Here is a 25334-nt window from a genome sequence, read left to right as displayed (position 1 = left end):
AAAGACGTCTTCGGGCGTCTTTTTTGTTTGAAAAGTCTGGTTGAACATGTTATATTGGGTGAGATATGAAAGAATTCACGGGAGGAATCATGACAAAAAAGGACGTACGCCGACAGATTAAGACGGCAGCGAAAGAGAAGTTAGCAAACAATTGGATTTACTTGGTCTTGGTTACCTTGCCGGCAGTGATCTTTAGCTGGATTGGTGATCGCAGTTTCCAATTGATGGATACAGTGGCCTTGATGCACGGGGAGTTCCCTTGGGTTGACGGCCAAAGTTCTTATCTGTCGATTGGTGATGGATCGGCCATGTCCATCCTGGCTTTCTTTGCTTCCACAGCGGCCATGTTTTCATTGCTGAGCTTTTTCCGAAATGGGGAAAAGCAGCCACACCCATTCTTGCAGTCCATTGAAGTTTATAAGACGAAGGGCCTGTTCTTAGGAACGATTGGGATTGCCATTTTGCAGTTCATTTGGATTTTCTTATGGACATGGCTTCTGATCATTCCTGGAATCATCAAGAGCTTTTCATACTCTCAGGCGCTTTATGTTTATAAGGACGCCAAGGAGAGTGGCGAAAGCATTCGTTTCCGTGATGCCATCACCCGTTCACGTCAATTGATGGATGGACACAAATGGGAGTACTTTGTCTTGCAGTTGTCCTTCCTTGGTTGGTTGATCTTGGCCAACCTCGTGTTGGGACTTGGGATGATTATCTTGCTGCCATATATGTACCTGACATTTGCCGGTTTCTATGACTATTTGAAGAAGGACTTGGCTGAAAAGGCATCGACGAGCGCCGAATAAGCAAAAAAGAGCACTGCCAAGGCAGTGCTCTTTTTATGTCCATTTTTGAGGATTCGTTTGGTAGCGTTGGCCTGCAGTGGTGAGCGCACCTTGGTTAAGGATTCGCGTGTTGTTCACCGTACTCGTTTTTCCCTTCAGCTTTAATTCAACAGAAGGGGCGAAGGTTCGGTCACCGGCAAAGGCGGTAATCACAAATTGGCTTTGCTTTTTCACCTTAGAAGGGACAACGAGATAGGCATAAGTAAAACGATTGGTCTTGCGTTTGGCATTGGAGCCAAGGACCAAGCCCGTTTTGTTCAGCTTTTGGTAGGAACCCTTGAGGCCGTTGGTTGAAACATAGCCGAGTAAGTAATTTTGGTTTAAAAACTGCTTGTTCGAAGAGGCCAGCGACTTGCCTTGGAAGCAAGTAAAGAGGTACCACTTGCCCTCGTATTTGAAGAGGTTAGGCCGCTCGGTGATATCGTTGGCGGCGGAGGAAACCATGAGGGGTTGGTCGACTTTTTTAACGGTGAAATCGTGATTTAATTTCAGTAAGCCAATGGCGGAATTGGCCGTGCCAACCGCACTTTTGAGGCTCACGTTGCTCGTCTGGCTGATGGTGTCTGCGGTTGACTGATCGATTGCAGCGCGATCCTTTTTAAAGAAGGCGAGGGAACCGAAATTGGCCGGGTTTTGAAGCGTTTGGGCTGGTCGACTCGTCGTGTTACCTTCAAAGACCAGGTAGTAATGCCCGTGATCGACAACAAAATGTGGATCACGCATGGCAAAAGAATCGGTCTTTTGGTTGGTCAGCTGGCTTTTTCTTTGATAAATTTTGCCATCACCGGTAAAGAGCGTTTTATGGTCGCTTGCCATTTGGTGGTTGATTGTCAGGCCAGATGCCCAATTCTGACCGTCTTTTGGCTGAATGCTGACTGAAGCGGTTGTCAGGGCTTGTGCTTGGCCGTATTCGGTCATCGCGCCCGTGTAGAACAGTCGAATGTGGTCATCTTCTGACTGCATCTGCACGGCGGAACCAGACCATTCGTTATTTAGGCGTGATAACCATAGGTCGGGTGACTGGGCCCCTTCTGTGAAAGTGTTAAAGAGGGGACCAAGATAGAGCCAAGAATCGAGCCCCTGGTTCTTGCTATTGGCCTTTTGAGCGAGAAGGACCATCTTGACGCCCTTTTTATCCCGCCGCTTATCGATTGCCGAAAGGGCGATGGTCAAGTGGTAGCCGTGGTAGTCAGCTAGATAACCGTTTTGATCCGTCACTGGCCAGGAGTCCCAAAGAACGACTTGGTGACGGTGGCCATCTTGATCCGTGACTTTGGCAGAGGGGATGGTTTGGCCCAATTGATTGGCATCGAAATCCGCCATTTGGTAGCGGGGGCTTTTCATCTGCTGTTGTAGCTGATGAAGATTGGCCCTAGTGAAGTGGACGGCTGATGAATTGGCCGTTTTTCCAGCCTTATCGAGCGTTCCCTGCTGAATGCCTAAGATAATGGCGATGGCGAACAGCGGGCCGAAGAGAAAGAGGGGGAAGAATTTTTGGATGCTTTTCAAATAAGAAGCAAACATGTGCAGGTACACTTTCGATTAATTTAGAATACTTATATTATAGCAAAGCGTTTCGTTAAGAAAAGTCGTGAACTTTCCCAAGGTTGACTAATCAAAGTCAATCCGAACTGACAGCCGGCATTTTCGACGCCTCTTGGCATGCCGACCCTTGGCATTGGAAGGGTTGAAAATTGGTCTAGAGAAATCATCAGACATTCGCTGAGGAACGCTTGACATCATTAGGGGCAATCAGTAATATATATTAGGGCTCACATTTAATGTGAAGACGTTTATAGCTCCCAAGCATTGCTTGGGAGTTTTTCTATTTTATAAATGACGGTTGACCGAAACCCATCGGGATGAGATCGTAAGCAAGGCAGCACTACAGGAGGCAGTATGGCTAAGAAACAAACCAAGTACATCTTCGTGACCGGTGGGGTGGTTTCCTCACTTGGTAAGGGAATTGTGGCGGCATCTTTGGGACGCTTGTTGAAGAACCGCGGACTGAAGTTGGCCATCCAAAAGCTGGATCCATACATCAACGTTGACCCAGGAACGATGTCACCCTACCAACACGGGGAAACATACGTAACGGGTGATGGTTTGGAAACGGATTTGGACATGGGACACTATGAGCGTTTCATGGACATCAATACCAACATGTACTCAAACGTGACGACGGGACGCATCTATTCCGAAGTTTTGGCAAAGGAACGTCGTGGGGATTACAACGGGGCAACCGTACAAGTGATTCCTCACATCACGAACGCCATCAAGGATAAGATTGTCAAAGCCGGCGAATCAACGGATGCCGATGTGGTCATCGTCGAAGTTGGTGGAACGGTTGGTGATATCGAATCATTGCCATTTATCGAAGCCTTGCGTCAGATGAAGTCAGACTTTGGTAACGAAAATGTCTTCTACATTCACACGTCGCTGATTGTTTACCTCCGGGCGGCTGGTGAAGCAAAGACGAAGCCAACCCAGCACTCCGTGACGCAGTTGCGTTCATTGGGTATTCAACCCGACATGCTGGTTTTGCGTACTGAAAAGCCATTGACAGAAGGCTTGATTGATAAGTTGGCAACCTTTACCGACGTCGATCCAAAGGCCGTTGTTGAATCACGAGACGTGGAAACGTTGTACGAAATTCCATTGAACTTGCAAGCTCAACACATGGATGACGTGGTCTTGGATAAGTTGCAAGTGAAGGCACCTGAGGCTGATATGACTGAATGGGCTGCGATGGTTGAACGCATCAAGCACCCAAAGAAGACAATCAACGTTGCGGTTGTTGGAAAGTATACCGACTTGCCAGATGCCTACATTTCCGTTAACGAATCATTGAAGCACGGTGGTTACAGCGAAAACGCCGATGTGCACATCGACCACATTAAGTCTGAAACGGTGACGGCTGAAAACGTTGCTGACAAGCTAAAGAACTATGACGGTATCATGGTGCCTGGTGGCTTTGGCCCTCGTGGAACGGAAGGAAAGATCCAAGCCATCAAGTATGCCCGTGAAAACAATATTCCATTCTTGGGCGTTTGTTTGGGTATGCAGTTGGCCTCCGTTGAATTTGCCCGTGATGTTTTGGGATACAAGGACGCCAACTCCATCGAGTTGAACCCTGAAACCAAGCATCCCGTGATTTCATTGATGAACGAGCAAAACGAAGTGACCGACCTCGGTGGTACACAACGTCTTGGCTTCTACCCAACTTGCTTGTTGGAAGGAACAAAGACGGCTGCCGCCTACGGTAACAAAGAAGAAGTTGAGGAACGTCACCGTCACCGTTACGAATTTAACACGGCTTACCGGAAGCAATTCGAAGAAAACGGCATGCTCTTCTCGGCTACTTCACCTGATAACAAGTTGATGGAAGTCATCGAATATCCAAAGAACGACTTTTTCATTGCCGCTCAGTATCACCCAGAATTCATCTCTCGTCCAAACAAGCCGGAAGGTTTGTACCACAGCTTTATCAAGGCTGCGATTGCACAAGACGAAAAGAAGTAATCAGGGTATTTTGAATAAAATTGTCTAATAAAGACCGCTGTTTTGGCGGTCTTTTTGCTACTAAAAAGGATATAATGGACCTATGTTAGCGAAGACTTCAAAACATATCGAGGATAAATTAACGCTTTTGCCAAGTGAGCCGGGTTCCTACCAGATGAAGGATTACACCGGTAAAATCATCTACGTTGGGAAGGCCAAGAACCTGAAGAACCGGGTGCGCTCCTATTTCAAGCAGGATCACGATGGAAAGACAGCCGAACTGGTGTCAAACATCGTCGACTTTGACTTTATCGTGACGAACTCGGACAAGGAAGCCTTCCTGCTCGAAAACGAGCTGATTAAAAAGTACAAGCCTTACTACAACATCCGGCTGAAGTACGGAACCGGCTATCCCTATATCAAGATTACCCAGGAACGAAACCCACGGCTGGCCCTGGTCTCGGAGGTGAAAAAGGACGGCGCCTTTTACTTTGGGCCTTATCCAAACGTTTATGCTGCCCAGGAGACGCTGCATTTCTTGGAAAAGAACTACCCGCTGCGTCGTTGTAAGGGTCGTCAGGGTCGCCCATGCCTTTATTATTCGATGGGACAGTGCCTGGGGGCCTGCTTTAAAACCGTGCCGATGGCTGAATACGATGCACAGGTCGATCGAATCAAACGTTTTCTTTCGGGCGATACCAAAGTCGTTAAGAAACGATTGGCAAAAGAAATGGCAACGGCCGCTGACAACATGGAATTTGAGCGTGCGGCTGATTTGCGCGATCAACTAAAGTACATTGATGAAACCGTGGAGAGTCAGCGGATGCTCTCCAAGGATTCGACACCGCGAGACCTCTTTAATTTCTACATGGATAAGGGGTGGATGACGGTTTCCGTCTTCTTCTTACGGCAGGCGCGCTTGATTCGTCAGTCGAAGCAGACTTTTGCCGTTGTGTCCGATGGGGTCGATGAATTAACGACCTATATTCAGCAGTTCTACCTGCAAAAAAACATTCAAAAGCCAAAAGAGGTGCTCGTTCCCGACGTCGTGGATACCAACTTGCTTGCGGAAGCTTTGGATTTACCCGTTCGAACGCCGGTGCGTGGTGAGAAAAAAGATTTGCTTGATCTGGCCGAAAAGAACGCTCGAATCTCCTTGGAAGAGAAATTCCGCTTGATGGAATTAAACGAGCAAAAGACGACGCAGGCCATGAAAGAAGTGACGGACGCACTCGGCATTTCAATGGGCCATCGAATCGAAGCTTTCGATCACTCGCATACCCAGGGGGATGAGATTGTATCGGCCATGGTCGTCTTTGAAGACGGGCGGCCTAACAAGGACCTCTACCGGAAGTATAAAATTCGCTCGACCAGTCATGCTGACGAGTGGCTGGAAACGCAGGAAGTGATTCGCCGTCGCTACTCAAGACTTTTAAAGGAGCATGAGGAGCTGCCGGACCTCATCTTGATGGATGGTGGCATTGCTCAGTTGCATGCGGCAAAAGAAGTGCTGGAAGACGAACTCGGCTTGGACATCCCAATTGCCGGCATGGTCAAAAACGATAAGCACAAGACCGCGGACTTGATTTCTGGTAAGACGGAAGAAGTAGTCTTCTTGGATCACCATTCACAGGGCTTTTTCCTCGTCCAGCGAATTCAAGATGAAGTGCACCGCTTTGTCATTACCTTCCACCGTAAATCACGGTCGAAAAAGTCGCTGGCCTCCCGTCTGGACGCCATTTCAGGTGTGGGACCAAAGACCAGGCAAAAGTTGCTGACCAATTTTGGTTCCTTATCCAAAATTGAAGCCGCTTCGCCAGAAGAATTACAAGCACTTGGCCTTTCACAAAAGACAGCCCAGTTAGTGCACTGGTCCTTGTCACAGTCGAAGGTGGAAAAATAACAAGATAAAGAGCCAGCAAGCAGCAGTTTGCTGGCTTTTTTAGTGGCCGAAAATTAGTGGCCGAAAATAAGACGGATTTTTCAAAGTAACCAGCGGGATTTCTAATGTATTTCCTGACTGCGCCAATCGACTTTTTCATTCCAGTAAAAAAGCGTATAATTATTTTTATATCAGCCTTTTAGTGCTAGGAAAGCAGACCGTTCTATGATAAACTTAAATGTCTGTAGCACGATTGGATAAAAAGGAGAGAGACCGGTTCATGGCATTTGTTGATCAAGCACAAGTAGAATTAAAAGCCGGCAAGGGTGGCGATGGTATCGTCTCCTTCCGTCATGAAAAGTTCGTCGCCATGGGCGGTCCCTTTGGTGGGGATGGGGGCCATGGTGGCTCCATCATTTTGAAGGTGGATGAAGGTCTGCGGACCTTGATGGACTTTCGTTATAACCGCCACTTCAAGGCCCAGTCTGGTGGAAAAGGTGGTACCAAGGGAATGACCGGCGCTTCGGCCGAAGACCGCGTCATCAAAGTCCCACAGGGAACCATCATCACCGACGTCGATACGGGGGAAGTCCTTGGCGACATGGTGCACGAGGGGCAAACATTGATCGTTGCCCGCGGTGGCCGTGGTGGCCGTGGTAACATCCACTTTGCCACCCCAGCGAACCCTGCACCTGAATTATCCGAAAACGGTGAGCCGGGCCAAGTCCGCAACATTAAGTTGGAACTGCGTGTTCTGGCTGATGTTGGCTTGGTTGGCTTTCCATCAGCCGGTAAGTCCACTTTGCTTTCCGTTGTTTCCAACGCCAAGCCAAAGATTGCCGCCTATCACTTTACAACGATTGATCCAAACATCGGCATGGTTCGTCTAAAAGACGACCGTGACTTTGTCATGGCGGATTTGCCTGGGTTGATTGAAGGTGCTTCCGAAGGCGTTGGCCTTGGTTTCCAATTCTTGCGACACGTTGAACGAACACGGGTGATTTTGCACTTAGTTGACATGTCTGGTATTGAAGGACAGGATCCTTACACGCAATACCGTAAGATCTTGACCGAGTTGGAACAGTACGACCCAACGATTTTGGAACGACCACAAATTGTTGTGGCGACAAAGATGGATATGCCAGATTCTGAAGAGAATTACCAGCACTTTGTCGAACAGGTCAAGGCAGACTCAGGTCTCAAAGTCGCTCCTGAAATCATGGCCATCTCGGCTGTGACCCATCAAGGTGTCGATGACTTGTTGCGGGCAACCGCGGATATGCTTGACCGAGCACCGGTTCCTGAAGCCTACAAGGTCGAAGAGGAAACGGAAGGTGAAGCAAAGCTTTACAAGTATGAAGAAAAGCAAGTGAATCTATCCGTTGATTGGGATGCCGAATTGGATTGCTGGATGGTTTCAGGTCCTGAAGTTGAAAAGTTGGCCGCTATGACCAACTTGCAGCGTGAGGCAACCGTGATGCGCTTTGCTCGTCAGATGCGCCACATGGGTGTTGATGATAAGCTCCGTGAGGCTGGTGCCAAGGACGGCGACGACGTCCGGATTAACAACACAAACTTTGTCTTTGAATATTCTGATTAAGAAAAAACCTGGGCGACCAGGTTTTTTTATTGGAAAAGTCGCTTCGGCCTTTTTATGACGACGGCCTCGACTGTTATAATAAAGAAAAGTAAACAGCGGATATTGCCGTGGAGAATGACATGATCTTACCCGAACTTGAACAAGAATTTAACAAGCATTTTGACTCGAAAACGCCGATACAAGAAGCGCTCTTTGAACCGCTGGCAGATGGCCAATCGCTCTTTGGCCTAGCGCCAACGGGCTCTGGAAAAACCTTGGCCTTTGCCCTACCATTGCTCTCACGACTTGATTTGAAAAAAAAGAGTCACCAACTCTTGATTTTGGCGCCGTCGCAGGAGTTGGGGGCGCAGTTAGCGCAGGAGATTCGCCCCTATGCTGCCTTAATTGGTGTCAAAGTCGCCGCTTTGATTGGTGGTGCCAATGGGAAACGACAGGCCGATAAGCTGAAGAAGGAAAAGCCAGCCGTTGTGGTTGGGACACTCGGCCGAATCCAGACGATGATTGATGGAAATGCCTTGAAAACAAAGGACTTTTCAATGTTGGTCGTCGATGAGGCCGACGCGACTTTGACGGAGGAACATGCTAGCGAATTAGAAAAATTGGCGGAAAGCCTGCCTAATTTGCAACAAGTCTCTCTCTTCTCCGCCACATCCGGTGTCGATTTAGCCTGGGTTGAACGCCTCTTCGGGCAGTCGGTGAAGCCGGTATCCGTTGGCCAGCGTTCGCCAGAAACGATTGGCCACACCTACTTGCACGTTGATGGTCGTGCCAACCACAAAGTCTTGATTGAACTTGCCCGCCGACACGTGCAGGCACTGGTCTTCTTTAATTCCATCAATGCCTTGGTGGCTGCTCAAGCAGCCCTGCGCCACGAACACGCCTCGGTCATGTCGGTTGGAAACAATGAAAAGTCACACCTGAAGCGTGCTGATGCCTTGAAGGCTTTCAAAAAGGGTGACTTAGACTTGCTCTTGGCCACTGATGTTGCTGGTCGTGGCCTCGACATTACCGGGCTCCCACTGGTCGTCAACGCCCAAGTGCCACGTAACCTGACAACCTACCTTCACCGCTCGGGCCGTACTGGTCGTGCTGGTGAAAAGGGGCAGGTTTTGACCCTTGGAAACGACCACGACATCCGCTTGTTGAAGCAGTACTTGCCAGAGGACTTGCCACTTGAAAAGTTTTCTTGGGGCTCTGTTGCCGATAAAAAAACCAACAAGCCCGTTGTATCCACCCAGGGGAAAACGCCGGCTGTTGATGATGATTCAGATCGTCCTCAGGCAGTCAGCGTCGCATCTACCCGTCGGCGGAGGGATGACAAAAAGCCCTCTTCTGTTAAGAAGCCGGGGCAGGGCTTTGCTGCTCGAAAGGCAGCAGCTAAGAAGCAAGAAGACCCGAAGGCTTTGAAAAAAGTCAAACAGAAGCACCAAGCACGTAAAAAGAAGAACAAAGGAAAGCCAAAGTGGGCGACGAAGCACGATCAATGATTGGCTAGACCGTTGTTTTTTATGAAGAATGAAAGGCCCTTTGAAAGAAGGGGCCTTTTTTTGATGCTTTCTTTTAAATTTTTGATCGATTGATGTTTTTTATGAAGTATTTACGTATCAATTAGTGTAAAGAAAAAATTAAAAAGGAAAAAAGTTATGCCCCTGTGTAATCATAGCGATTACCTCATTGACTGATGATTTTTCGGTATATATAATATGCATATACTTTAGTTGAGTTGATGACAATCAAGCCAGAAAAGTTAGAAAAGATCGTTTTACAACAAGGGTTCAAACGTGTGAAAACCAAAGGTCGTGGGAGTCACCGGCGCTATCAACATGCGGATGGGCGTACAACGGAGATTCCATTTCATGGCCATGGCGCAGAGATTAGTAAGGGGACCGAGCGTGCAGTCATGAAGGACATTGGCTTAGTCTAATTTGTATTCAATTGTGGAGAAAGAAAATGGATCAAAATAAAACCATTATGTATCCCGTGATTATGACGGAATACAAGGACGAGGATGGCCGTGTTGTGACGGTATATTCGCCTAATATTCCTGGCATGCATACAGAGGGAAAAGATTTTAACGAGGCAGCCTATTGGGCGGTCGATGCTATCGCAACAATGTTAGATGGCAAAAAAGAGTATCCGGAAGTGATGGACGCCGGTGCTTGGGAGTTGCAGGACAATGAACGGATTGCCTATATTCCTGTTAATATGGCACACTGGTACCGAGAAAATATGTCGCAAACCGTTCGACGGTCAGTAACTGTTCCAAAGTACCTCAACGTGTTGGCTAATGAAGAAAAAATTAATGTGTCACAAGTGCTATCTGAAGCGCTGGCGCAACGTTTGGGATTTTAAAGTTCAACAAAAAAGCAGTTGGAAATCATATCGATTTCCAACTGCTTTTTTAATGTTGTTTTATTTAGGCCTTTTTGTGACTGCCAGTCATGAAATAGAATGGCACCGCAATCACGAGGGCACCCAGTCCCCAGAGTAAGTTTGTCAGCGAAACGTGGCTGAGCAGCCAAAGTGAGGCGAGTAGCGCAAGAACTGGGATGACGGGACCGCCGGGTAAGCGGAAGGCGCCTTGGTCTTGCTTCATCGTCTTACGGAAGACCAAAACGGCAATGATTGTCGGAATGAATTGCGCAAAACGGGAAACGGCTGAAATCTGAGCCAAGACAGCGAAGGAACCGGAGCAGGCCACAATCATGGAGATGGTTGATGACGTGATGATGGCGGCGTAAGGCGCGTTTTTCTTGTTTTTCTTGGTGAGGTACTTTGGCATCATCTTGTTTTCAGCAAGGGCCAAACCGGACCGTGGTGAAACGAAGGAGGAGGCCAGACAGATACCACCAATTGAAACAATGGTTCCAAAGGAAATCAAGTTGGCACCGAAGTTACCGGCAACGGCCTGCATGGTATCCTTCAGCGGCACGGTGGAGCTGGCGAGTCGGCCACCAAGCACGCCAATCGAAGTGACCATGACCAAGATGTAGACGACTACAACGGTTCCAAGGGAAATTAAGAGAGCCTTGGGCAGGTTTTTTTGGACGTTCTCCATTTCTCCTGCGGTAATGACCACACGTTCGAAGCCGGAGAAAATGTAGAAAAGGGTGATGGCGGCTGTGGCAAAGTTTGGTACCGTCGTCAGCTGCTTCACAAAGAAGGGATCGAAGTGCGTGGGCTTAATGAAGAAAAGCCCGGCCAAAATGACGAGAAAGATGGGGACTAGCTTCCCAACGGTGACGATGTTTTGCATGACCGTTGCCAGGTGAACGCCCGAGGTGTTCAAGGCCATCAGTGCCAAATACAAAGAAAGGATAATGACGACTTTTGCAGTCGGGTTAGCCAAGTTCGGAAAAATGCCGCCAAGGGCCGTTGCAAAAGCCGTGTACATGGTTCCTTCGGCAATGATCCAGATGGCCCAGGTGACAAAGCCGACCTCGTAGCCGACGAAGCGGCCAAAGGCCTCGCGGGCATAAACATAGGCGCCACCGGATTCTTTAAAGTAGGAAGCACACTCGGCAAAGCACATGGCGATGAAGAAGGCCAGGCAGCCATCAAAGAGCAAAACCAGAATGCTGGCAGGGCCGAAGAGCTTCATGCCAGTCGAGGGCAATAAAAAGATGCCGGATCCAATGATGGCGTTAATGCCAAATAGGATGAGGCTGATAAAGCCCATTTTTTGTGTGCGCTGACTGACCTTGCCCATGAACGAATGCCTACTTTCTAAAATGACGGAACAGTTAAGAAACTGCCGTTAAAACTGCTTTTCTAATGATAATTTAATTAATCAGGACTGTCAATGAATGGGCGACGCCTTAAGCGGATTTTAAGGGCCTGTCTTGCCGGTTCTGCTTTCATCCATTGACCTGTTTTTATGAAAGCCTCGCTTGAATCAAGGGGCGCTGTCTTGAATTGTGGTAAAATTAAGCTTTAGGAAATCATTATTGATAAAGGAAAGTAAGCTTTTTTTGACCGCTTTATTTTTCTTGTTCATGCTAGCAATGATGGAGGAAAAGCCATGCCAGAACTACCGGAAGTGGAAACGGTCCGCCGCGGATTGACGAATTTGGTGAAAGGGGCCAAGATTGAAAAAGTCGACGTCCCTTATCCCAAAGTCGTTACGTCAGATTTGACAGACTTTAAAAAGGAATTGGTTGGAACGGTGATTGAAAAAATCGATCGTCGAGGCAAGTATTTGCTTTTCCGCCTGTCCAATCAAGCAACCATTGTGTCACACCTTCGGATGGAGGGACAGTACTCCGTTGAACCAGAAGGGGCGAATTACCATAAGCATACCGAAGTCGCCTTTCATTTGGCAGATGATCGGCAGCTTTTTTATAATGATACCCGTCGCTTTGGCCGCATGACTTTAGTCAAGACGGGGAGCGAGATGCAAGACGTTTCCGGCTTGAAGAATTTAGGTCCCGAACCAACCGAAGAAGACCTTCATCTCGACTATATGAAAAAGATCTTTGGGAAGAGTCATCGCGTGGTCAAGAGCTTTTTGCTCGACCAGTCCAACATCGCGGGTTTGGGTAATATCTATGCGGACGAGGTTCTTTGGATGTCGCGGATTCATCCCGAAACGACGACGGATAAGCTCTCGACTCGCAAACTTGGCGAATTACGTCGAAACATTATTAAAGAAATTGATCGGGCAACTGCCCATCACGGGACAACGGTTCATTCATTCTCCAATATTTATGGGGAAACGGGCCATTTTCAAAATGAACTGCAGGTCTATGGCCGTGCGAAGTTGCCCTGCCTTCGTTGTGGCACAACCTTGAAAAAGATCAAGGTCGGGCAACGGGGAACGACTTTTTGCCCGAAGTGCCAAATCAAAAAATAAGTAAGCATTGAAAGCATTATGTCAAAATTTGTAGCCATCTCTCGTCGTCGCGTCAAATTGACGGCTAAGAAACAATTAAAAGAACAGTATAAGAAGAGTTTGAAGGCAACCTGGCCGCTCATTGTGCTTCAGATGGTAAAGGCCCTCCTGCTTTGGGGAATGGTCTATCTCACATGGGCCGGCTATGTGTTCCTGCCTTCGGATGCAACGAGTGACTGGTATTTGACGCGGACTTTTTTCTCGGCTTTGTTCCTCTTACTGACCTGGTCTTGCAAATGGGCCATCGTCGATTTTTTCCAGAAGCCAACGAAGAATTTTGGCTACCGATCCGCTTTTCAAGCCTTTGCGCCAAAGCGTTTCCTGGAAGCCTTCTTATTGGTCTTCGTTCAACGAATTCAGTTGTTCTTCTGGTCCTTTTTGGGCCTGCCCGCTCTCGTCAAAGTCTTCTCCTACTCTCAGACCTATTACGCCTATAAAATGGATCTGCTTTTTGACCGAAAGCAGGCATCGTTAACGGATTACGTAACGATTTCGCGACGGGTGATGACGGGTCGCAAACGAGAACTTTTCCTCTTGGAATTGTCCTTTATCGGCTGGCAGAGGCTCGCGCTGTTAACTGGCGGATTGGCCTACTTTTTTGTTACCCCTTATTTGAATACATGCCGAGTGGTTTATTCCACTCAGGTTTTTGCACAAGCGATTGAAGGAGCTGGATCATGAAAGTGATAGCGATTACGGGCGGTATTGCCTCAGGAAAATCAGCAGTAACCGATCAAATTCGACAGGCGGGTTACCGGGTCGTTGACGCTGATCTATTGGCTCGCCAAGTTGTCGAACCGGGCACCCACACGCTCGAAGAAATCAAGGAGGCCTTTGGGCAAGAAATCGTTCAAAACGGTGTCTTAGACCGGAAGGCTCTCGGCGAAAAAGTCTTTGCTAACCCGGCTCTTTTGAAAGAACTAACCAAGATTACTAGCCCCGAAATTCAATCAGCTATTCGTGACCAGCTGGCCTTTTTCAAAATGAAGGAAGAACCGATTGTCTTTTGTGCCATTCCGCTCTTTTTTGAACAGCACTATGAAAAGACCGGTTGGTTCGATCAGGTGCTCGTGGTTTCAGCCAGTGAACGTGAACAGTTGGAACGGCTCATGGCCCGGGATCACTTGGATGAATGGGCGGCCCAGTCTCGAATTAAGTCTCAGATGCCGGTACAAGAAAAGATAGCAAAGGCCGATGTTGTGATTGAAAACAACGGGACAGCGGAAGAGTTGGCCCAAAAGGTACAAGATTACCTCAAGCACTTGGAGGTGGCCTAATGGAAAAGCGCATCGACGAGAATTTTCAAGCGGCCGCTTCTTTGGTCATTGATCAAGTTGAAAAAATCGAACCGGCGGACCTTAGTCGCCTTTTTAACCTCTACCTACCATTTTTGGGGCCGAAGGGTGTTGCCCTCTACCAGTTCTTAGTGGCCGAAAAGGCGGCAGCCTCTGAGCAAAAAACGACTTTTTCGAACCATTATTTGTTGTTGGATACCCTGTCTATGTCAGCGCCGGACTTTGTTCGTGCGCGCCGTGCCCTGGAGGGCGTTGGCCTTTTAAGACACTACCAAAGCGAAGTGGACGGGCGGCAAGCCGTTCGTTATTTGATTCAAAAGCCCTTGAATGCAGCTGACTTTTTTAAAGAAGACCTGCTCTCGGGCTTGCTTTTCCACTATGTTGGTGAGGCTCGTTACCAGGTGCTTGCCAAACGCTTTGCAAGTCCAGCCTTACATCCACTACCAAATGAGCGTGATCACTCCGCGACTTTTCTATCGGTTTTTGATTTACCGGACACGACGCAAAAGCCGAAGACGGCCGTTCAGTCGAAGAAGCCGAACCCCCTGCCTTCCGGCTTTGACCAAGTGAGCTTCGATTTTGAGGGGATGGTCGCGCTGGTTCATGGCTCAACCCCTGAGAAAATCGAAAAGGCTCGACAGTTGATCCTGACTGAGCAGGTGTTGTACGGTTTGAATGAGGCCCAAATGGCCACGGCGGTGACCCGCTCCATTAACTTGGATGATCACGAGCTAAACAAGGGGACTTTCTTAGCCTATCTGGCTCAGACTTGGTCAGCGAAGCAGCAAAAAAATCAGCTGGTTGATCAGCCAGCGGAAGCAAATTCATCGGCAACAACCAATGCGTCTGGGGCTGCTAACGCTCAGAAGACAAGCAGCCAGAAGACGGGGAACCGGGCATTGGACGCACTTTACCAAGCGGCCAATAACTTGTCACCAGTTGATTTCATTGGTCAAATTAAAGAGCAAAACCACGGCTACGTCACTAATAGTGAGCGACGCCTGTTGAAGGATTTGCTCGATCAGCGAATCTTGCCCGTTCCGGCGATTAATTTGTTGACCTATCAGGTTTTGGTTAATATGGATCAGGCGGATTTGAAACGTAACCTGGTTGATGCCATCGCCAATTCTTGGGCAAAGGCCGGCGTGCAATCAGCAGAAGATGCGGTTGCTGCCATCAAAGCGCATCAGCAGCGTGGCCAACAGGCTAGTTCATCGAAATCGGCCAACTGGCAGCGCCGTTCGAACAAGCAGGAACCGGCTCTGACCTCAAACGAGGCGGCGAGCCAGCAATCCGTTGATTCGGATGCTGTCAAGAAGACCCTTGATTTGATGAAGAACTACAAGACAAAGGATTAAATATGCAAGATTTAGCAAACGTCCTGAAAGATTTCCAAAAACGTTATCCAAAACTTGGCCATTCACAGGCTGCTGAAGCCTTTGAGGCCATTCAAGCGGATGATGAGGTCAAAGACTTCTTTTCAGAAAACCAAGAAATCCTCAAGCCAGACGCGCTCGTTGTGTCCATTACGGATCTCTTCGAATTTGTGCGCGAGAAAAAGCGGGAGCAGTTGGGAAAGCCAGCCTTGTACCCTGGTTATCGACCACGCTTGGTTGTTGAAAAAGGCTATCCACACGTTGCCTATGAACCAACCGAAGCCACGAAGAAGACCCTGCGTCAGGCGGCATTGTTGCGATCGATTGCGGTGCCAAAGTCCGTGGCCAAGGCTGACTTGAATCAAATTGTCGCCGAAGTGGCAGACGATGAAGGGCGGGCCCCTGCGGTGGCTGCCGTGGTGGCGACTTTTTCAGCCCTTGTCAGTCAAAAAGAGCAGGTGGGGGAGCGTGAGTTCGTTCCTGGTGTCTACCTGTCGGGTGACTTTGGCGTGGGCAAGACCTATCTGATGGGGGCCTTCGCCAATGCCCTGGCCTACAATGGCATTGGTGTGATGATGGTCCACTGGTCAACGATGATTGAACGCTTGAAGGGGTCTTTTGGCAACAATGGCGATCAGTCACTTTTGACCTTGGTTGATGATGCTAAAAAAGCTCCAGTGCTCATTTTAGATGACCTTGGCGCCGATACCCTGTCTTCCTGGTCACGTGATTCCGTTTTGGCCGTGATTTTGGAATACCGGATGCAACACGAGTTGACGACTTGCTTTACGTCCAACTTTGATTTGCAGTCCCTGGAAAAGTACTTGGCCCAAACGCGTGATGGTCAGGAACCTGGTAAGGCCGCTCGATTGATGCAGCGTGTCCGTTACTTGGCCAAACCAGTGGCGATGGCCGGTGAGAACCGCCGGTTGAATCGCTAAAGAATAAACTCTCATAAAGAAGAAGGCGTTTGAATGAAAGCAAGTTGGCAAAAAATGCTCTTTTTAGCAGCCGTGACGATTTTCGGCTTTTTGATTGGGCGCTTTGATAGTTTTTGCTATCAACAGCCAGTCGGTCAGGTAACGGCGGTCCGGCAACTGTCGGTTGAAAGCGAAACGGATGAGCACGGCAATCAAGATCGTACATTGAATCAGCGCTTGACGGTGCGCCTATTGAACCGCGGACAGCGCACGGTCAAGGTGGATAACAACTTGACGGTTTCGCAGGCTGAAAGTGATCAATACCGCGTCGGCGATCAAATCCTCATGAAAAAAGTCAGCGGCGATTATCAGATTGGTATGCCCAAACGTGATTCCTTGCTGTTTGCGCTGCTTGGCTTATTGCTGTCTGGCCTTTACCTGTCGATGAGCCGGCGCAAGTTTTCCTTTTTGATGTTGGCGGTTTTGATCAATGCCCTGCTGTTTTTGGCAACGATTCTTTGGGATGCGTCGGTACGTTCCCTGCCAGTATTACCAGTCTTTGCCATATTGGCGGTGCTGCTATCCGCCATTGCCCTCCGCCTGGTTTTGGGCCGTGGCTGGCAGGCAGTGATTACTTGGCTGGCCACTTGCTTAGCAACGCTTTTTGCCTTAGTCGCCATGGCGATTGTCATCGCACTAACCGGGGCAACGGGTGTTCACTTTGAGACCATGTCTTACGTGACCCAAGTGCCACAGCCAATCTTTTATGCGCAAGCGGTGATTGGCGTGTTAGGGGCCGTCATGGACGAATCGGGCGATATTGTGGCGGGACTCTTCGGCCTTCACCGAGAAAAGGCTGATCGGCCATTTTCAGATTATTGGCAGGGCGGTTTGTCCATCGGGCGTGAGATTCTCGGTACTTTGACGAACGTTTTGTTCATGATTTTCATTGCCGAGACGATTCCAATGGTGATCTTGATGCTTCGAAACGGGAACAATTGGGGCTACATTCTTGATCAAACGATGAATCTGGGGATTCTCCAAACCGTCGTTTCGGCCTTGGGTATCGTCTGGTCCGTTCCTGTTACGGCCTTTTTGACCGCTAGCCTGTTAACTAGAAAAGGGAGGGCAAAGTCATGAATGCGATTGTTGTATTAATTGTGATTCTCTTTCTGTCACTGCTCGCTGTTGCGGGTAAACAGGGGATGTTGACTTTCTTCGGCCTTTTCTTGAACTGTTTGTTGATTTTTCTGCTGATTACCTTGGTCAATTGGGGATTTGCTCCCATGGTTGTCTTACCGATTATGGCCATTTTGATTTTGTCGGTGGCGATTTATTTATCAGCCGGACGGCCAAGAGTGTTGGCGATCACCTGGCAGACGGCCGTTCTTGTTTTGTTTTTGATTTTGTTCTTGGCTTATCTGGCCCAGCATCTCGGACATTTGCAAGGCTACACGCTGGAAAATTCCGATGAGTTGGAAGGCCTGTCGCTTGCAGTGGGCATCGACTTTTCCAATTTGGCCATCATTGTGATGGTGATTTCTGCCTTAGGAGCGATTGCCGAAGCTGCCATGGCTGTGACGGCCGACCTTTTCGAAGTTGTGGAGCGGACACCCACCATTACGCAACAAAGCCTTCACAATCAAGGCCAAGTGATTGGTTCACAGATTCTTGGAACGGCGATTAACACCTTGTTCTTTGGCATGCTTGGGGCTAATATTCCACTCCTCGTTTGGTTCTTCCGCCTCCATTACTCGGCTGCGGAATTCATGAATGCCAAGTTGCTCCTCTTTGAATTGGTGACCATGTTGTTGGGGATGATTGGCATCCTTTGTGCAATTAAGTTGGCGATTTTTATGGTGGAACACGCATTTGAAAAAGAAGGAAGGGATATTTTAAATGAATCAGACCTTTAATTTGATTGAAGAAATCACACGAAACGATGGTAGCGTCTACTATGAGATCGGCAATGTGACGGAAAATTCACGAGCCGAGTACGCGGCGAATCACGGCTTCATTAAGGAAGTTCGAATTTTAAAGATGAATGTTCCCCGTTCGTCCCACTTGTTAAAAGTCGAGGATTACCTGAACAAGACTTACGAGCAATTGCCCATTGAAACGGATCACTTTGATGAATGGGTCAAGCCCGAAGAAATTCAAAAGGCGATGCAACAAGTTCTTTTGGACAACAAGTTGGGTTAAGCTTGAAAAAGCCGCCCGTTTTCTTTATAATCATAAGCGTTGTTTAACGCTTGATGGTGGTATAGCCAAGCGGTAAGGCATGGGTCTGCAACACCCTGATCACCGGTTCGATTCCGGTTACCACCTTATTCCCCGTTATCTAGGAACGCCTAGATAGCGGGCTTTTTCTTTTGATTGATTGGGGTGACAGGTTTTTGGTGCTTTTTAGTTACCTTCAGTGTTACCCCCGTTTTTAAACTTAGGGCCACAAAAAGGCCCAAAGAAAAAAGCCCTTTTATAAAAGGGCTCCCTTGATTCTCGTCTGTTAGCGGTGCATCGTGACAACCAGCGTGATGATGGCCAGTAGGATCGTGATGTTCCAGGCCCATTGCTGCCGATTATTTCGTTCGATGCGCGCAATTAGTGATTGGTTTTGTGCGTGAAAACGGCGATCGATATTCTTTTCTATGTCAAGGAACTGTTTATCACGCACGGCAAATTTCTCATCGATGAGATCGAGTCGATCGTCGATTCGGTCGAGGCGATTGTTGATTCTGCCAAACTGGAGATCAACTTGAGCAAATTGATGATCAATCTGCTCAAAATGTTGGTTAACATCGGTTTTGAATTCCTGGAATTCCTGGCGTGTGACCCAGTCGGGCTTGTGCGAAGGGAATTGCTCGTTTTGCTTGGTCATGGCATGGCCACCTTTCTTAAATGACTTGCTAATGAATAGCACGAAATTGAAATGGTTATTGCTTCTTCTTTCTATTTTACTCGAATGCCCTTTGTTTAACTGCCTTCATTCCAAAGAGATATAATAGCTATAAACTGCTTTGCCAATGTTATGTTTGAAATTACACAAAATCAATCATAAAACCGGCTTTTTATAAAATACACCTGCTTAAAATAAGGACTTTCACAAAATAGTAAGTGAGCAAATTGTCAAAATTACTCTGGAATATGTAACAAATATGTTATAATAAATTTAATTATTCAAGCGAATAATGGAATAGGAGATACAATTCATGGGAATGCGTGTTGATAATTATGTCCATCCGGAAGAAAAGAAGGTCGTCGACGAAAAGCGAATCAAGATGCTGAAGCTCTTTTCAAAAGTCGCTACAGCCACTTGTATCTTGATGTATGTGTCATACATCCCACAAATCATCGCCAACTTCTCTGGTAACCCAGTTAACCCTGTCCAACCTGCCGTTGCGATGATTAACGCCACGCTTTGGACTGGCTACGGTTGGTTGAAGACTTATAAGGATTGGCCAATTATTATTTCAAACCTGCCGGGAATATTCTTCGGCTTGTTGACCATCATTACGATCTACATTCACTAAAATGATTTTTCAGTTAAAGGCAGCGCGAAGGCGCTGCTTTTTTTGTGCGGATAAGGCCGGTCGTCCGTTTCTTTTCCAGGTTGCTGGTGGTAAAATAATGCTTATCAAAAGAAGGAAGGAGCGCGTCAATGGCAATTGCTTTATCGGATAAAGTCTCGGTTTTAAGCGGCGTTGGACCAAAGCGAGAAGAAGCTTTGCAAGGACTCGGTATCTTTACCATTGATGACCTGCTTTCTTATTATCCTTATCGATATGATGATTTAGGGGAACGGCTGCCATCGGAAACACTTGATGGAGAAAAAGTCACGTTTAAAGGCGTGATTTCTACGCCGGCCGTGGTTCGACGTTTTGGTAAACGGTCGCAAACGGTCACTGGTCTCTTAGTTGACCGGGAAAATGTCCGCGTGACTTTTTTTAACCAATTCTGGATTGCAAAGAATTTAGAAGTCGGACAAGAAGTTGCGGTCTATGGCACCTATAACGCAGCCAAAGCCGCTTTGACGGCCATTAAGCTGGTGCCGGCTTCAGTGGATGGATTAGCACCGATTTATCCGGTTTCAAAGGCAATCAAGGCCAAAACGATTGCCGAATTAGTCGAACAAGCCTGGGGCCAACTGCGTGGTCAATTGCCAAACCTCGTGCCGGCTGACTTGCGGGAAAAGTACCGGTTATTAGATAAAAATGACCAGGTCGAATATTCCCACTTTCCAAAGGACAAAGTCGAATCGAAGGCAGGCCGCCGTTCGGCTGCCTTTGAGGAATTCTTCCTCTTTCAACTGCGCCTGCAGCTTGTCAAACAAGCCGATCAATCCTTTCTTGGAGAGGCACTGGCCTATGATAAGAAACAAGTTCGCGCCTTCGTTGATGCGCTGCCTTTTCAATTAACGGCGGCCCAGAATCGAGTGGTGGCTGAAATCTTAGCGGACCAACAGGCCCCCCAGCACATGAACCGACTTTTGCAGGGGGATGTTGGCTCGGGTAAAACAGTGGTGGCTGCTATTGCGATGTATGCGGCCGTGACGGCTGGTGCACAAGCAGCCATCATGGCGCCAACCGAAATTTTGGCTCAGCAGCACGCCAAGGGTCTGGCAAAACTTTTTGACTCGGCGGGCATTCCGTTGCGGGTGGAGTTGCTAACCTCAGGTCTGAAGGCTGGCCAAAGGCGTCAGATCCTTGAGGACCTGGAATCAGGCGAAATCGATATCGTGGTGGGCACCCACGCCTTAGTACAAGACGGGGTTCACTTTCACCACCTCGGTTTGGCTGTCATTGATGAGCAGCACCGTTTTGGCGTTAAGCAGCGGGCAAAGTTACGTGAGGGTGGCGTGAATCCCGACATTTTGGCGATGACCGCCACACCCATTCCTAGAACCCTAGCGATTACAGCTTATGGTGAAATGGAAGTGTCCATCATTGATGAGTTGCCGGCTGGACGAAAGCCCATTGTGACCAAGCAACTGTCGAATCGGCAATACGATCAGGCGCTGGCCCTTTTAAAGAGTGAGCTGGCAAAAGGGGCACAGGCCTATGTCGTGACCCCCTTAATTGAAGAATCCGAAAGTCTCGATGTCCAAAACGTGACGGCGGTTTACCAGGATTTGCAAGAAGCCTTGCCGGATTACACCGTGGGCCTTTTGCATGGCCGACTGCCAAAAGAAGATAAGGACACGCTGATGGCCGGTTTTTCGGACAACGACATTCAAGTGCTGGTTTCAACCACGGTGGTCGAGGTCGGTGTGGATGTGCCCAACGCCTCGGTTATGTTAATATTAGATGCTGATCGTTTTGGCCTCGCACAGTTACATCAGCTACGTGGCCGTGTGGGGCGTGGTGACCGGCAGTCGTATACTATCTTGTTGGCTGATCCAAAAAACGATTATGGGAAAGAACGTCTGGCGGCTTTGGTTGAGACAACGGATGGCTTTGAATTGGCGCAAAGAGATTTGGAACTGCGTGGCTCTGGTGACATTCTGGGAACGAAGCAGTCCGGCATGCCCGATTTCAAAGTCGGTGATCCCGTTAAGGATTTAACCATGCTGACGATTGCACAAGAAGAGGCGCTGAAACTTGTACGAACGGCCCACTGGGATGAACAGGAAGAAAACCAAGCCTTGGTGGCCCACCTGTCTGAAACCATGGCGGCCTTTCGACACTTCGATTAAAAGAAAAAAGAAACAAAAACGGTAAGGAGATTTGTTGTGATTAAGATTGCGATTGATGCGATGGGTGGCGACTTTGCCCCGGATGAAATTGTGAAGGGTGTTGAAATCGCTCGTGATCGTTATGAAGGGCTGGAATTCTTGCTCTTTGGAACGGAAGAAAAAGTGAAGCCGCTGATTCAAAAGATGGACCGAATTAAGCTTATCGGAACGAGCGAAGAGATCGAAATGGGCGAAGAACCCGTTAAGGCAATGAAGAATAAGCCAGATTCTTCCATGGTTCGTGCAGCTAATGCGGTGAAGGATGGCGAGGCGGATGCCTTTTTCTCTGCCGGAAATACTGGGGCTATTTTGGCTTCTGCCATCTTTATTGTTGGTCGTATTCGTGGTGTGGAACGCCCTGCCTTGGCAACGGCTTTCCCAAGTTTTGGTGGCCAGCATGATGAATTCGTGTTCATGGATCTTGGTGCCAATGCTGAAAACAAGCCTTCCCACCTTTATCAGTATGGTATTTTGGGCAGCTTTTATGCCGAAACGGTGATGGGCATTGATCATCCCCGTGTTCGTCTCCTCAATAACGGTGGCGAAGAAGACAAGGGGGATGAGGTTCACAAGGCTGCTCACCAATTGATGAAGGGAAGCGATGCCTTTGATTTCCGAGGCAACGTTGAAGCCCGTGAAATCATGGAAGGAACGGCCGATGTTGTCGTAGCGGATGGCTTTTCTGGTAACGCAACCTTGAAGGCGATTGAAGGAACGGCTTTGACGATGATGGGGCAATTAAAGGATTCCATCAAGGGCGCCGGAATTCGTGGTATGTTGGGCGCTTTGTTGTTAAAGCCGGCATTGAAGAGCTTAAAGCACAAGATGGACTTCCAAGAAAACGGTGGGGCCGTTGTGCTTGGTGTGAAAGCACCGGTGGTGAAGACCCACGGATCGGCAAAGGCCAAAGCCGTTGCGAACTCAATGGGACAAATTGAACGAATGGTTCAAGAAAACCTCGTTGGTAAGACGGCCGACTTTATTAAAGAGAACGCCGAAAAGATGAAAGTGAAAAAGAACGTAAAATAAATGCCGCAAGACCTTGAATTTGTGGTAGTATTAGTTCGATTTGATTTAGCTTGAGGAGAGAACAATGGCCTTATCGAAAGAGCAGATTTATGCGAAACTCGAAGACGAAGTAGCGAAACGCTTCAACGTCTCCAAGGACAAAATTCAAGGCGACCATGACTTCGTCAAGGAGATTGGGGCCGACTCAATCGACGTGGTCGAACTCGTCGTCGAGGTGGAAGATGAATTCGACCTTGAAATCCCAGATGAGGATTTGAACGAGTTAACCACGTTGAACAAAGTCACGGACTATATTTATGCGCGCCAAGGTAAGTGATTTTTTCGGACGGTCGAAGAAGAAAGCGGTCCGCAAAAAAGCCACCTTTGAACAAACAATCGGGATGCCTGAACAAGTCGCTTTACAAGAGCGAGTTGAGCAGGTGTCCCTTTCTTCCTTTGGTCAGCCCTTTCGACATGTCGCTGTTTTTAACAGTCGCTTACAAACGACGGGTGGTCGTTATCATTTATCGGACCACCATTTGGATTTTAATCCGAAGATGGCCAAACGAGCCGATTTCGACGCCGTGATCAAACATGAACTTTGCCACTATCATTTGCATTTGGCAGGCCGCGGTTATCGGCACAGGGACCAGGACTTTAAACGGCTTTTACAGCAGGTGGGTGGCAGTCGTTACGCGCCGGATGTTGGTGCGCGACGGACGGTTCAGCGAAAGTACCACTATCTTTGTGAAAATGGGCATAGCATCGACCGGGTCCGCCCGGTTGATGTGCAGCGTTATCGTTGTGCTCGCTGTCGGGGACGACTTTATCCAAGGTAGGAAACGAGAGAAGTGAGAGAAGAAATGGCTTATACGGGATTGAAGATACTTTGGGCTTTTTTGAATCTGTTGATTTATCCAGCCCTGTTCGTTTGGGCCTTACATATTGATTTGAGTGTGATGCGAACACTGATTGCGGTATCGGCATTCTTTATCGTGTCGAACGCCTGCTTTTTGTGGATTATCTATCAGCAGTATAAAAAACAAGAAGACGTTTCAGAAAATTACGAAGAAAGCCGGTTTTCTTAAGGCTGTGAGGGACTCGATCATTTGCGGTTGGGCCTTTTTTTTGCTATGATAAATGGCGAATTAAGCGCTTTCAAAGAGGTTGAAAAATGGGCGAAGAAAAAAAGAACGCCACAATTTATGATGTTGCCGCCGCCGTGGGGGTTTCCTTGGCCACGGTTTCTCGTGTGGTCAACGCCTCACAAAACGTTCGCCCCGCCACCCGTGACAAAGTCCTCGCCGCCATTTCGGATTTGGGCTATCGGCCAAACGCGGTTGCCCGTGGCTTGGCTTCCAAGAAGACAACGACGGTTGGTGTGGTCATGCCAGACATGACCAATCTCTTCTATTCGGAATTAACCCGAGGAATTGATGATGTTGCCAACATGTACCAGTATGATGTCTTGTTGACAAACACGGATGATGACCCCAAGCGGGCGTTGACGGCGGTTCGCAACCTTGCTGACAAGCAGATTGATGGCTTGCTTTTCATGGGTAGTCAGCTGTCCGATGAAGTCTTACGGGCCATCCAAGCGACTGGCGTACCGGTCGTACTGGCAGGATCTGTCGACCAAGGCCGGGTCTTACCATCTGTCAACATTGATTATCGGGCGGCTTTTTGTGAGGTGACGGCGGACTTTTTGAAGGCTGGAAACGAACGGATTGCTCTGATATTGGGTTCCACGGATCGGGCCATTGATCAAGATTACCGTCGGGCTGGTTACGTCCAAGCACTTGAGGATGCAAAGCAGCCGGTTGATGAAGGCTTGATTTTTGCTGGTGCTCGTTCTTATCAGGATGGCAAGGACTTGGCTGAAGCAATTGATCAAACAGGGGCGAGCGCCGTTGTTGCCTACGACGATGAAGTCGCCCTGGGAATCTTGAATGGCTTGCAGGACATGGGAAAGCGTGTGCCAGAGGACGTGTCAATCGTATCGGCCAATAACACGACGTTTACCATGGTGGCACGACCTGAAATTTCCTCTATTGATCAACCAAAGTATGATATTGGCGCGGTCGCCATGCGCCTGTTAACCAAATTAATGGACAAGGAAAAGCTGGATGAAGCACAAGTGCTTTTGCCTTATACCATGGTTAAACGACAATCAACAAAGTAAGAACGAGGGAAGATTGGATTCTTCCCTTTTTGTTTAGAATGAAAACAAACTAGTTGCCTTTTGGGGCCGGGTCTTTTAAACTAATAAAAAGAACCATTTGGGG

The 25334-nt window shown here is 48.2% G+C and carries 25 protein-coding genes and 1 tRNA gene; 23 read left to right on the top strand and 3 right to left on the bottom strand.

What is annotated here, in order from left to right; genetic code table 11:
* The first annotated feature begins 89 nt into the window (after nucleotides 1–89).
* A complete protein-coding gene (locus G6R30_RS05695; protein WP_238476811.1) occupies nucleotides 90–806 on the top strand; it encodes a DUF975 family protein in 717 nt (238 codons plus the stop codon).
* 33 nt (nucleotides 807–839) lie between these two features.
* Here the strand turns inward: G6R30_RS05695 and G6R30_RS05690 are convergent, their stop codons facing one another.
* The gene (locus G6R30_RS05690) at nucleotides 840–2369 is read right to left on the bottom strand and encodes a glycoside hydrolase family 68 protein (protein WP_213822417.1); all 1530 of its coding nucleotides are present in this window, start codon (nucleotides 2367–2369) and stop codon (nucleotides 840–842) included.
* A gap of 375 nt (nucleotides 2370–2744) precedes the next feature.
* Between G6R30_RS05690 and G6R30_RS05685 the strand changes: the two genes are divergently transcribed.
* From G6R30_RS05685 to G6R30_RS05660, 6 genes are all read left to right on the top strand, one after another.
* A complete protein-coding gene (locus G6R30_RS05685; protein WP_213822415.1) occupies nucleotides 2745–4367 on the top strand; it encodes a CTP synthase in 1623 nt (540 codons plus the stop codon).
* A gap of 82 nt (nucleotides 4368–4449) precedes the next feature.
* A complete protein-coding gene (gene uvrC, locus G6R30_RS05680) occupies nucleotides 4450–6249 on the top strand; it encodes an excinuclease ABC subunit UvrC (protein ID WP_213822413.1) in 1800 nt (599 codons plus the stop codon).
* Nucleotides 6250–6508: 259 nt separating this feature from the next.
* Nucleotides 6509–7828: a GTPase ObgE gene (gene obgE, locus G6R30_RS05675; RefSeq protein WP_213822411.1), complete on the top strand. Its 1320-nt coding sequence runs from the start codon at nucleotides 6509–6511 to the stop codon at nucleotides 7826–7828.
* Nucleotides 7829–7947: 119 nt separating this feature from the next.
* Nucleotides 7948–9315, top strand: coding sequence for a DEAD/DEAH box helicase (locus G6R30_RS05670; RefSeq protein ID WP_213822409.1), 1368 nt, complete (start codon nucleotides 7948–7950; stop codon nucleotides 9313–9315).
* A 239-nt stretch (nucleotides 9316–9554) separates the two neighbouring features.
* The gene (locus G6R30_RS05665) at nucleotides 9555–9752 is read left to right on the top strand and encodes a type II toxin-antitoxin system HicA family toxin (protein WP_213822406.1); all 198 of its coding nucleotides are present in this window, start codon (nucleotides 9555–9557) and stop codon (nucleotides 9750–9752) included.
* Between the two features lie 26 nt (nucleotides 9753–9778).
* Nucleotides 9779–10180, top strand: a complete 402-nt coding sequence (locus G6R30_RS05660; RefSeq protein ID WP_238476810.1) for a type II toxin-antitoxin system HicB family antitoxin — start codon at nucleotides 9779–9781, stop codon at nucleotides 10178–10180.
* A 64-nt stretch (nucleotides 10181–10244) separates the two neighbouring features.
* Here the strand turns inward: G6R30_RS05660 and G6R30_RS05655 are convergent, their stop codons facing one another.
* Nucleotides 10245–11537 (bottom strand): APC family permease, encoded by a 1293-nt coding sequence (locus tag G6R30_RS05655; protein ID WP_213822403.1) that lies wholly within the window; start codon nucleotides 11535–11537, stop codon nucleotides 10245–10247.
* Between the two features lie 312 nt (nucleotides 11538–11849).
* Between G6R30_RS05655 and mutM the strand changes: the two genes are divergently transcribed.
* The 9 genes from mutM to G6R30_RS05610 all read left to right on the top strand — a co-directional run bounded on the left by mutM (nucleotide 11850) and on the right by G6R30_RS05610 (nucleotide 18638).
* The gene (mutM, locus tag G6R30_RS05650) at nucleotides 11850–12680 is read left to right on the top strand and encodes a bifunctional DNA-formamidopyrimidine glycosylase/DNA-(apurinic or apyrimidinic site) lyase (protein WP_213822400.1); all 831 of its coding nucleotides are present in this window, start codon (nucleotides 11850–11852) and stop codon (nucleotides 12678–12680) included.
* A gap of 18 nt (nucleotides 12681–12698) precedes the next feature.
* A complete protein-coding gene (locus tag G6R30_RS05645; RefSeq protein WP_213822398.1) occupies nucleotides 12699–13400 on the top strand; it encodes a DUF975 family protein in 702 nt (233 codons plus the stop codon).
* A complete protein-coding gene (coaE, locus tag G6R30_RS05640; RefSeq protein WP_213822396.1) occupies nucleotides 13397–13996 on the top strand; it encodes a dephospho-CoA kinase in 600 nt (199 codons plus the stop codon). Before G6R30_RS05645 ends, coaE begins: the two co-directional genes overlap by 4 nt.
* Nucleotides 13996–15372, top strand: a complete 1377-nt coding sequence (locus tag G6R30_RS05635) for a DnaD domain protein (RefSeq protein WP_213822394.1) — start codon at nucleotides 13996–13998, stop codon at nucleotides 15370–15372. Before coaE ends, G6R30_RS05635 begins: the two co-directional genes overlap by 1 nt.
* A gap of 2 nt (nucleotides 15373–15374) precedes the next feature.
* The gene (gene dnaI / locus G6R30_RS05630; protein ID WP_213822392.1) at nucleotides 15375–16331 is read left to right on the top strand and encodes a primosomal protein DnaI; all 957 of its coding nucleotides are present in this window, start codon (nucleotides 15375–15377) and stop codon (nucleotides 16329–16331) included.
* A 33-nt stretch (nucleotides 16332–16364) separates the two neighbouring features.
* Nucleotides 16365–17450 carry a YibE/F family protein gene (locus tag G6R30_RS05625; RefSeq protein WP_213822389.1) on the top strand — a complete coding sequence of 362 codons (1086 nt, stop codon included), beginning with the start codon at nucleotides 16365–16367 and terminating at the stop codon, nucleotides 17448–17450.
* Nucleotides 17447–18226: a YibE/F family protein gene (locus G6R30_RS05620; RefSeq protein ID WP_213822386.1), complete on the top strand. Its 780-nt coding sequence runs from the start codon at nucleotides 17447–17449 to the stop codon at nucleotides 18224–18226. Before G6R30_RS05625 ends, G6R30_RS05620 begins: the two co-directional genes overlap by 4 nt.
* Nucleotides 18210–18512, top strand: a complete 303-nt coding sequence (locus tag G6R30_RS05615; protein ID WP_213822383.1) for a hypothetical protein — start codon at nucleotides 18210–18212, stop codon at nucleotides 18510–18512. The genes G6R30_RS05620 and G6R30_RS05615 overlap by 17 nt, the downstream gene beginning before the upstream one ends.
* 55 nt (nucleotides 18513–18567) lie before the next feature.
* Nucleotides 18568–18638, top strand: a tRNA-Cys gene (locus G6R30_RS05610).
* A 178-nt stretch (nucleotides 18639–18816) separates the two neighbouring features.
* Here the strand turns inward: G6R30_RS05610 and G6R30_RS05605 are convergent.
* Nucleotides 18817–19188 carry a hypothetical protein gene (locus G6R30_RS05605; RefSeq protein WP_213822378.1) on the bottom strand — a complete coding sequence of 124 codons (372 nt, stop codon included), beginning with the start codon at nucleotides 19186–19188 and terminating at the stop codon, nucleotides 18817–18819.
* Nucleotides 19189–19525: 337 nt separating this feature from the next.
* On the opposite strand from G6R30_RS05605, the gene G6R30_RS05600 reads away from it, so the two are divergent.
* The 7 genes from G6R30_RS05600 (at nucleotide 19526) to G6R30_RS05570 (ending at nucleotide 25231) form a co-directional block, all read left to right on the top strand.
* The gene (locus G6R30_RS05600) at nucleotides 19526–19840 is read left to right on the top strand and encodes a SemiSWEET family transporter (RefSeq protein ID WP_213822561.1); all 315 of its coding nucleotides are present in this window, start codon (nucleotides 19526–19528) and stop codon (nucleotides 19838–19840) included.
* A 128-nt stretch (nucleotides 19841–19968) separates the two neighbouring features.
* Nucleotides 19969–22002, top strand: coding sequence for an ATP-dependent DNA helicase RecG (gene recG, locus G6R30_RS05595; RefSeq protein WP_213822376.1), 2034 nt, complete (start codon nucleotides 19969–19971; stop codon nucleotides 22000–22002).
* 39 nt (nucleotides 22003–22041) lie between these two features.
* Nucleotides 22042–23070, top strand: a complete 1029-nt coding sequence (plsX, locus tag G6R30_RS05590) for a phosphate acyltransferase PlsX (RefSeq protein ID WP_213822559.1) — start codon at nucleotides 22042–22044, stop codon at nucleotides 23068–23070.
* A 64-nt stretch (nucleotides 23071–23134) separates the two neighbouring features.
* Complete coding sequence (gene acpP, locus G6R30_RS05585) at nucleotides 23135–23386, top strand: acyl carrier protein (RefSeq protein WP_213822373.1); 252 nt, start codon at nucleotides 23135–23137, stop codon at nucleotides 23384–23386.
* Between the two features lie 64 nt (nucleotides 23387–23450).
* A complete protein-coding gene (locus G6R30_RS05580) occupies nucleotides 23451–23888 on the top strand; it encodes a SprT family protein (RefSeq protein WP_213822557.1) in 438 nt (145 codons plus the stop codon).
* A gap of 24 nt (nucleotides 23889–23912) precedes the next feature.
* Complete coding sequence (locus tag G6R30_RS05575; RefSeq protein WP_213822371.1) at nucleotides 23913–24137, top strand: hypothetical protein; 225 nt, start codon at nucleotides 23913–23915, stop codon at nucleotides 24135–24137.
* Nucleotides 24138–24223: 86 nt separating this feature from the next.
* Nucleotides 24224–25231, top strand: coding sequence for a substrate-binding domain-containing protein (locus tag G6R30_RS05570; protein WP_213822367.1), 1008 nt, complete (start codon nucleotides 24224–24226; stop codon nucleotides 25229–25231).
* Nucleotides 25232–25334: the final 103 nt, after the last annotated feature.

This window comes from Fructobacillus parabroussonetiae (assembly GCF_018437265.1).
GTDB classification, from domain to species: domain Bacteria; phylum Bacillota; class Bacilli; order Lactobacillales; family Lactobacillaceae; genus Fructobacillus; species Fructobacillus parabroussonetiae.
This window is presented reverse-complemented; position numbering and strand designations above follow the sequence as displayed.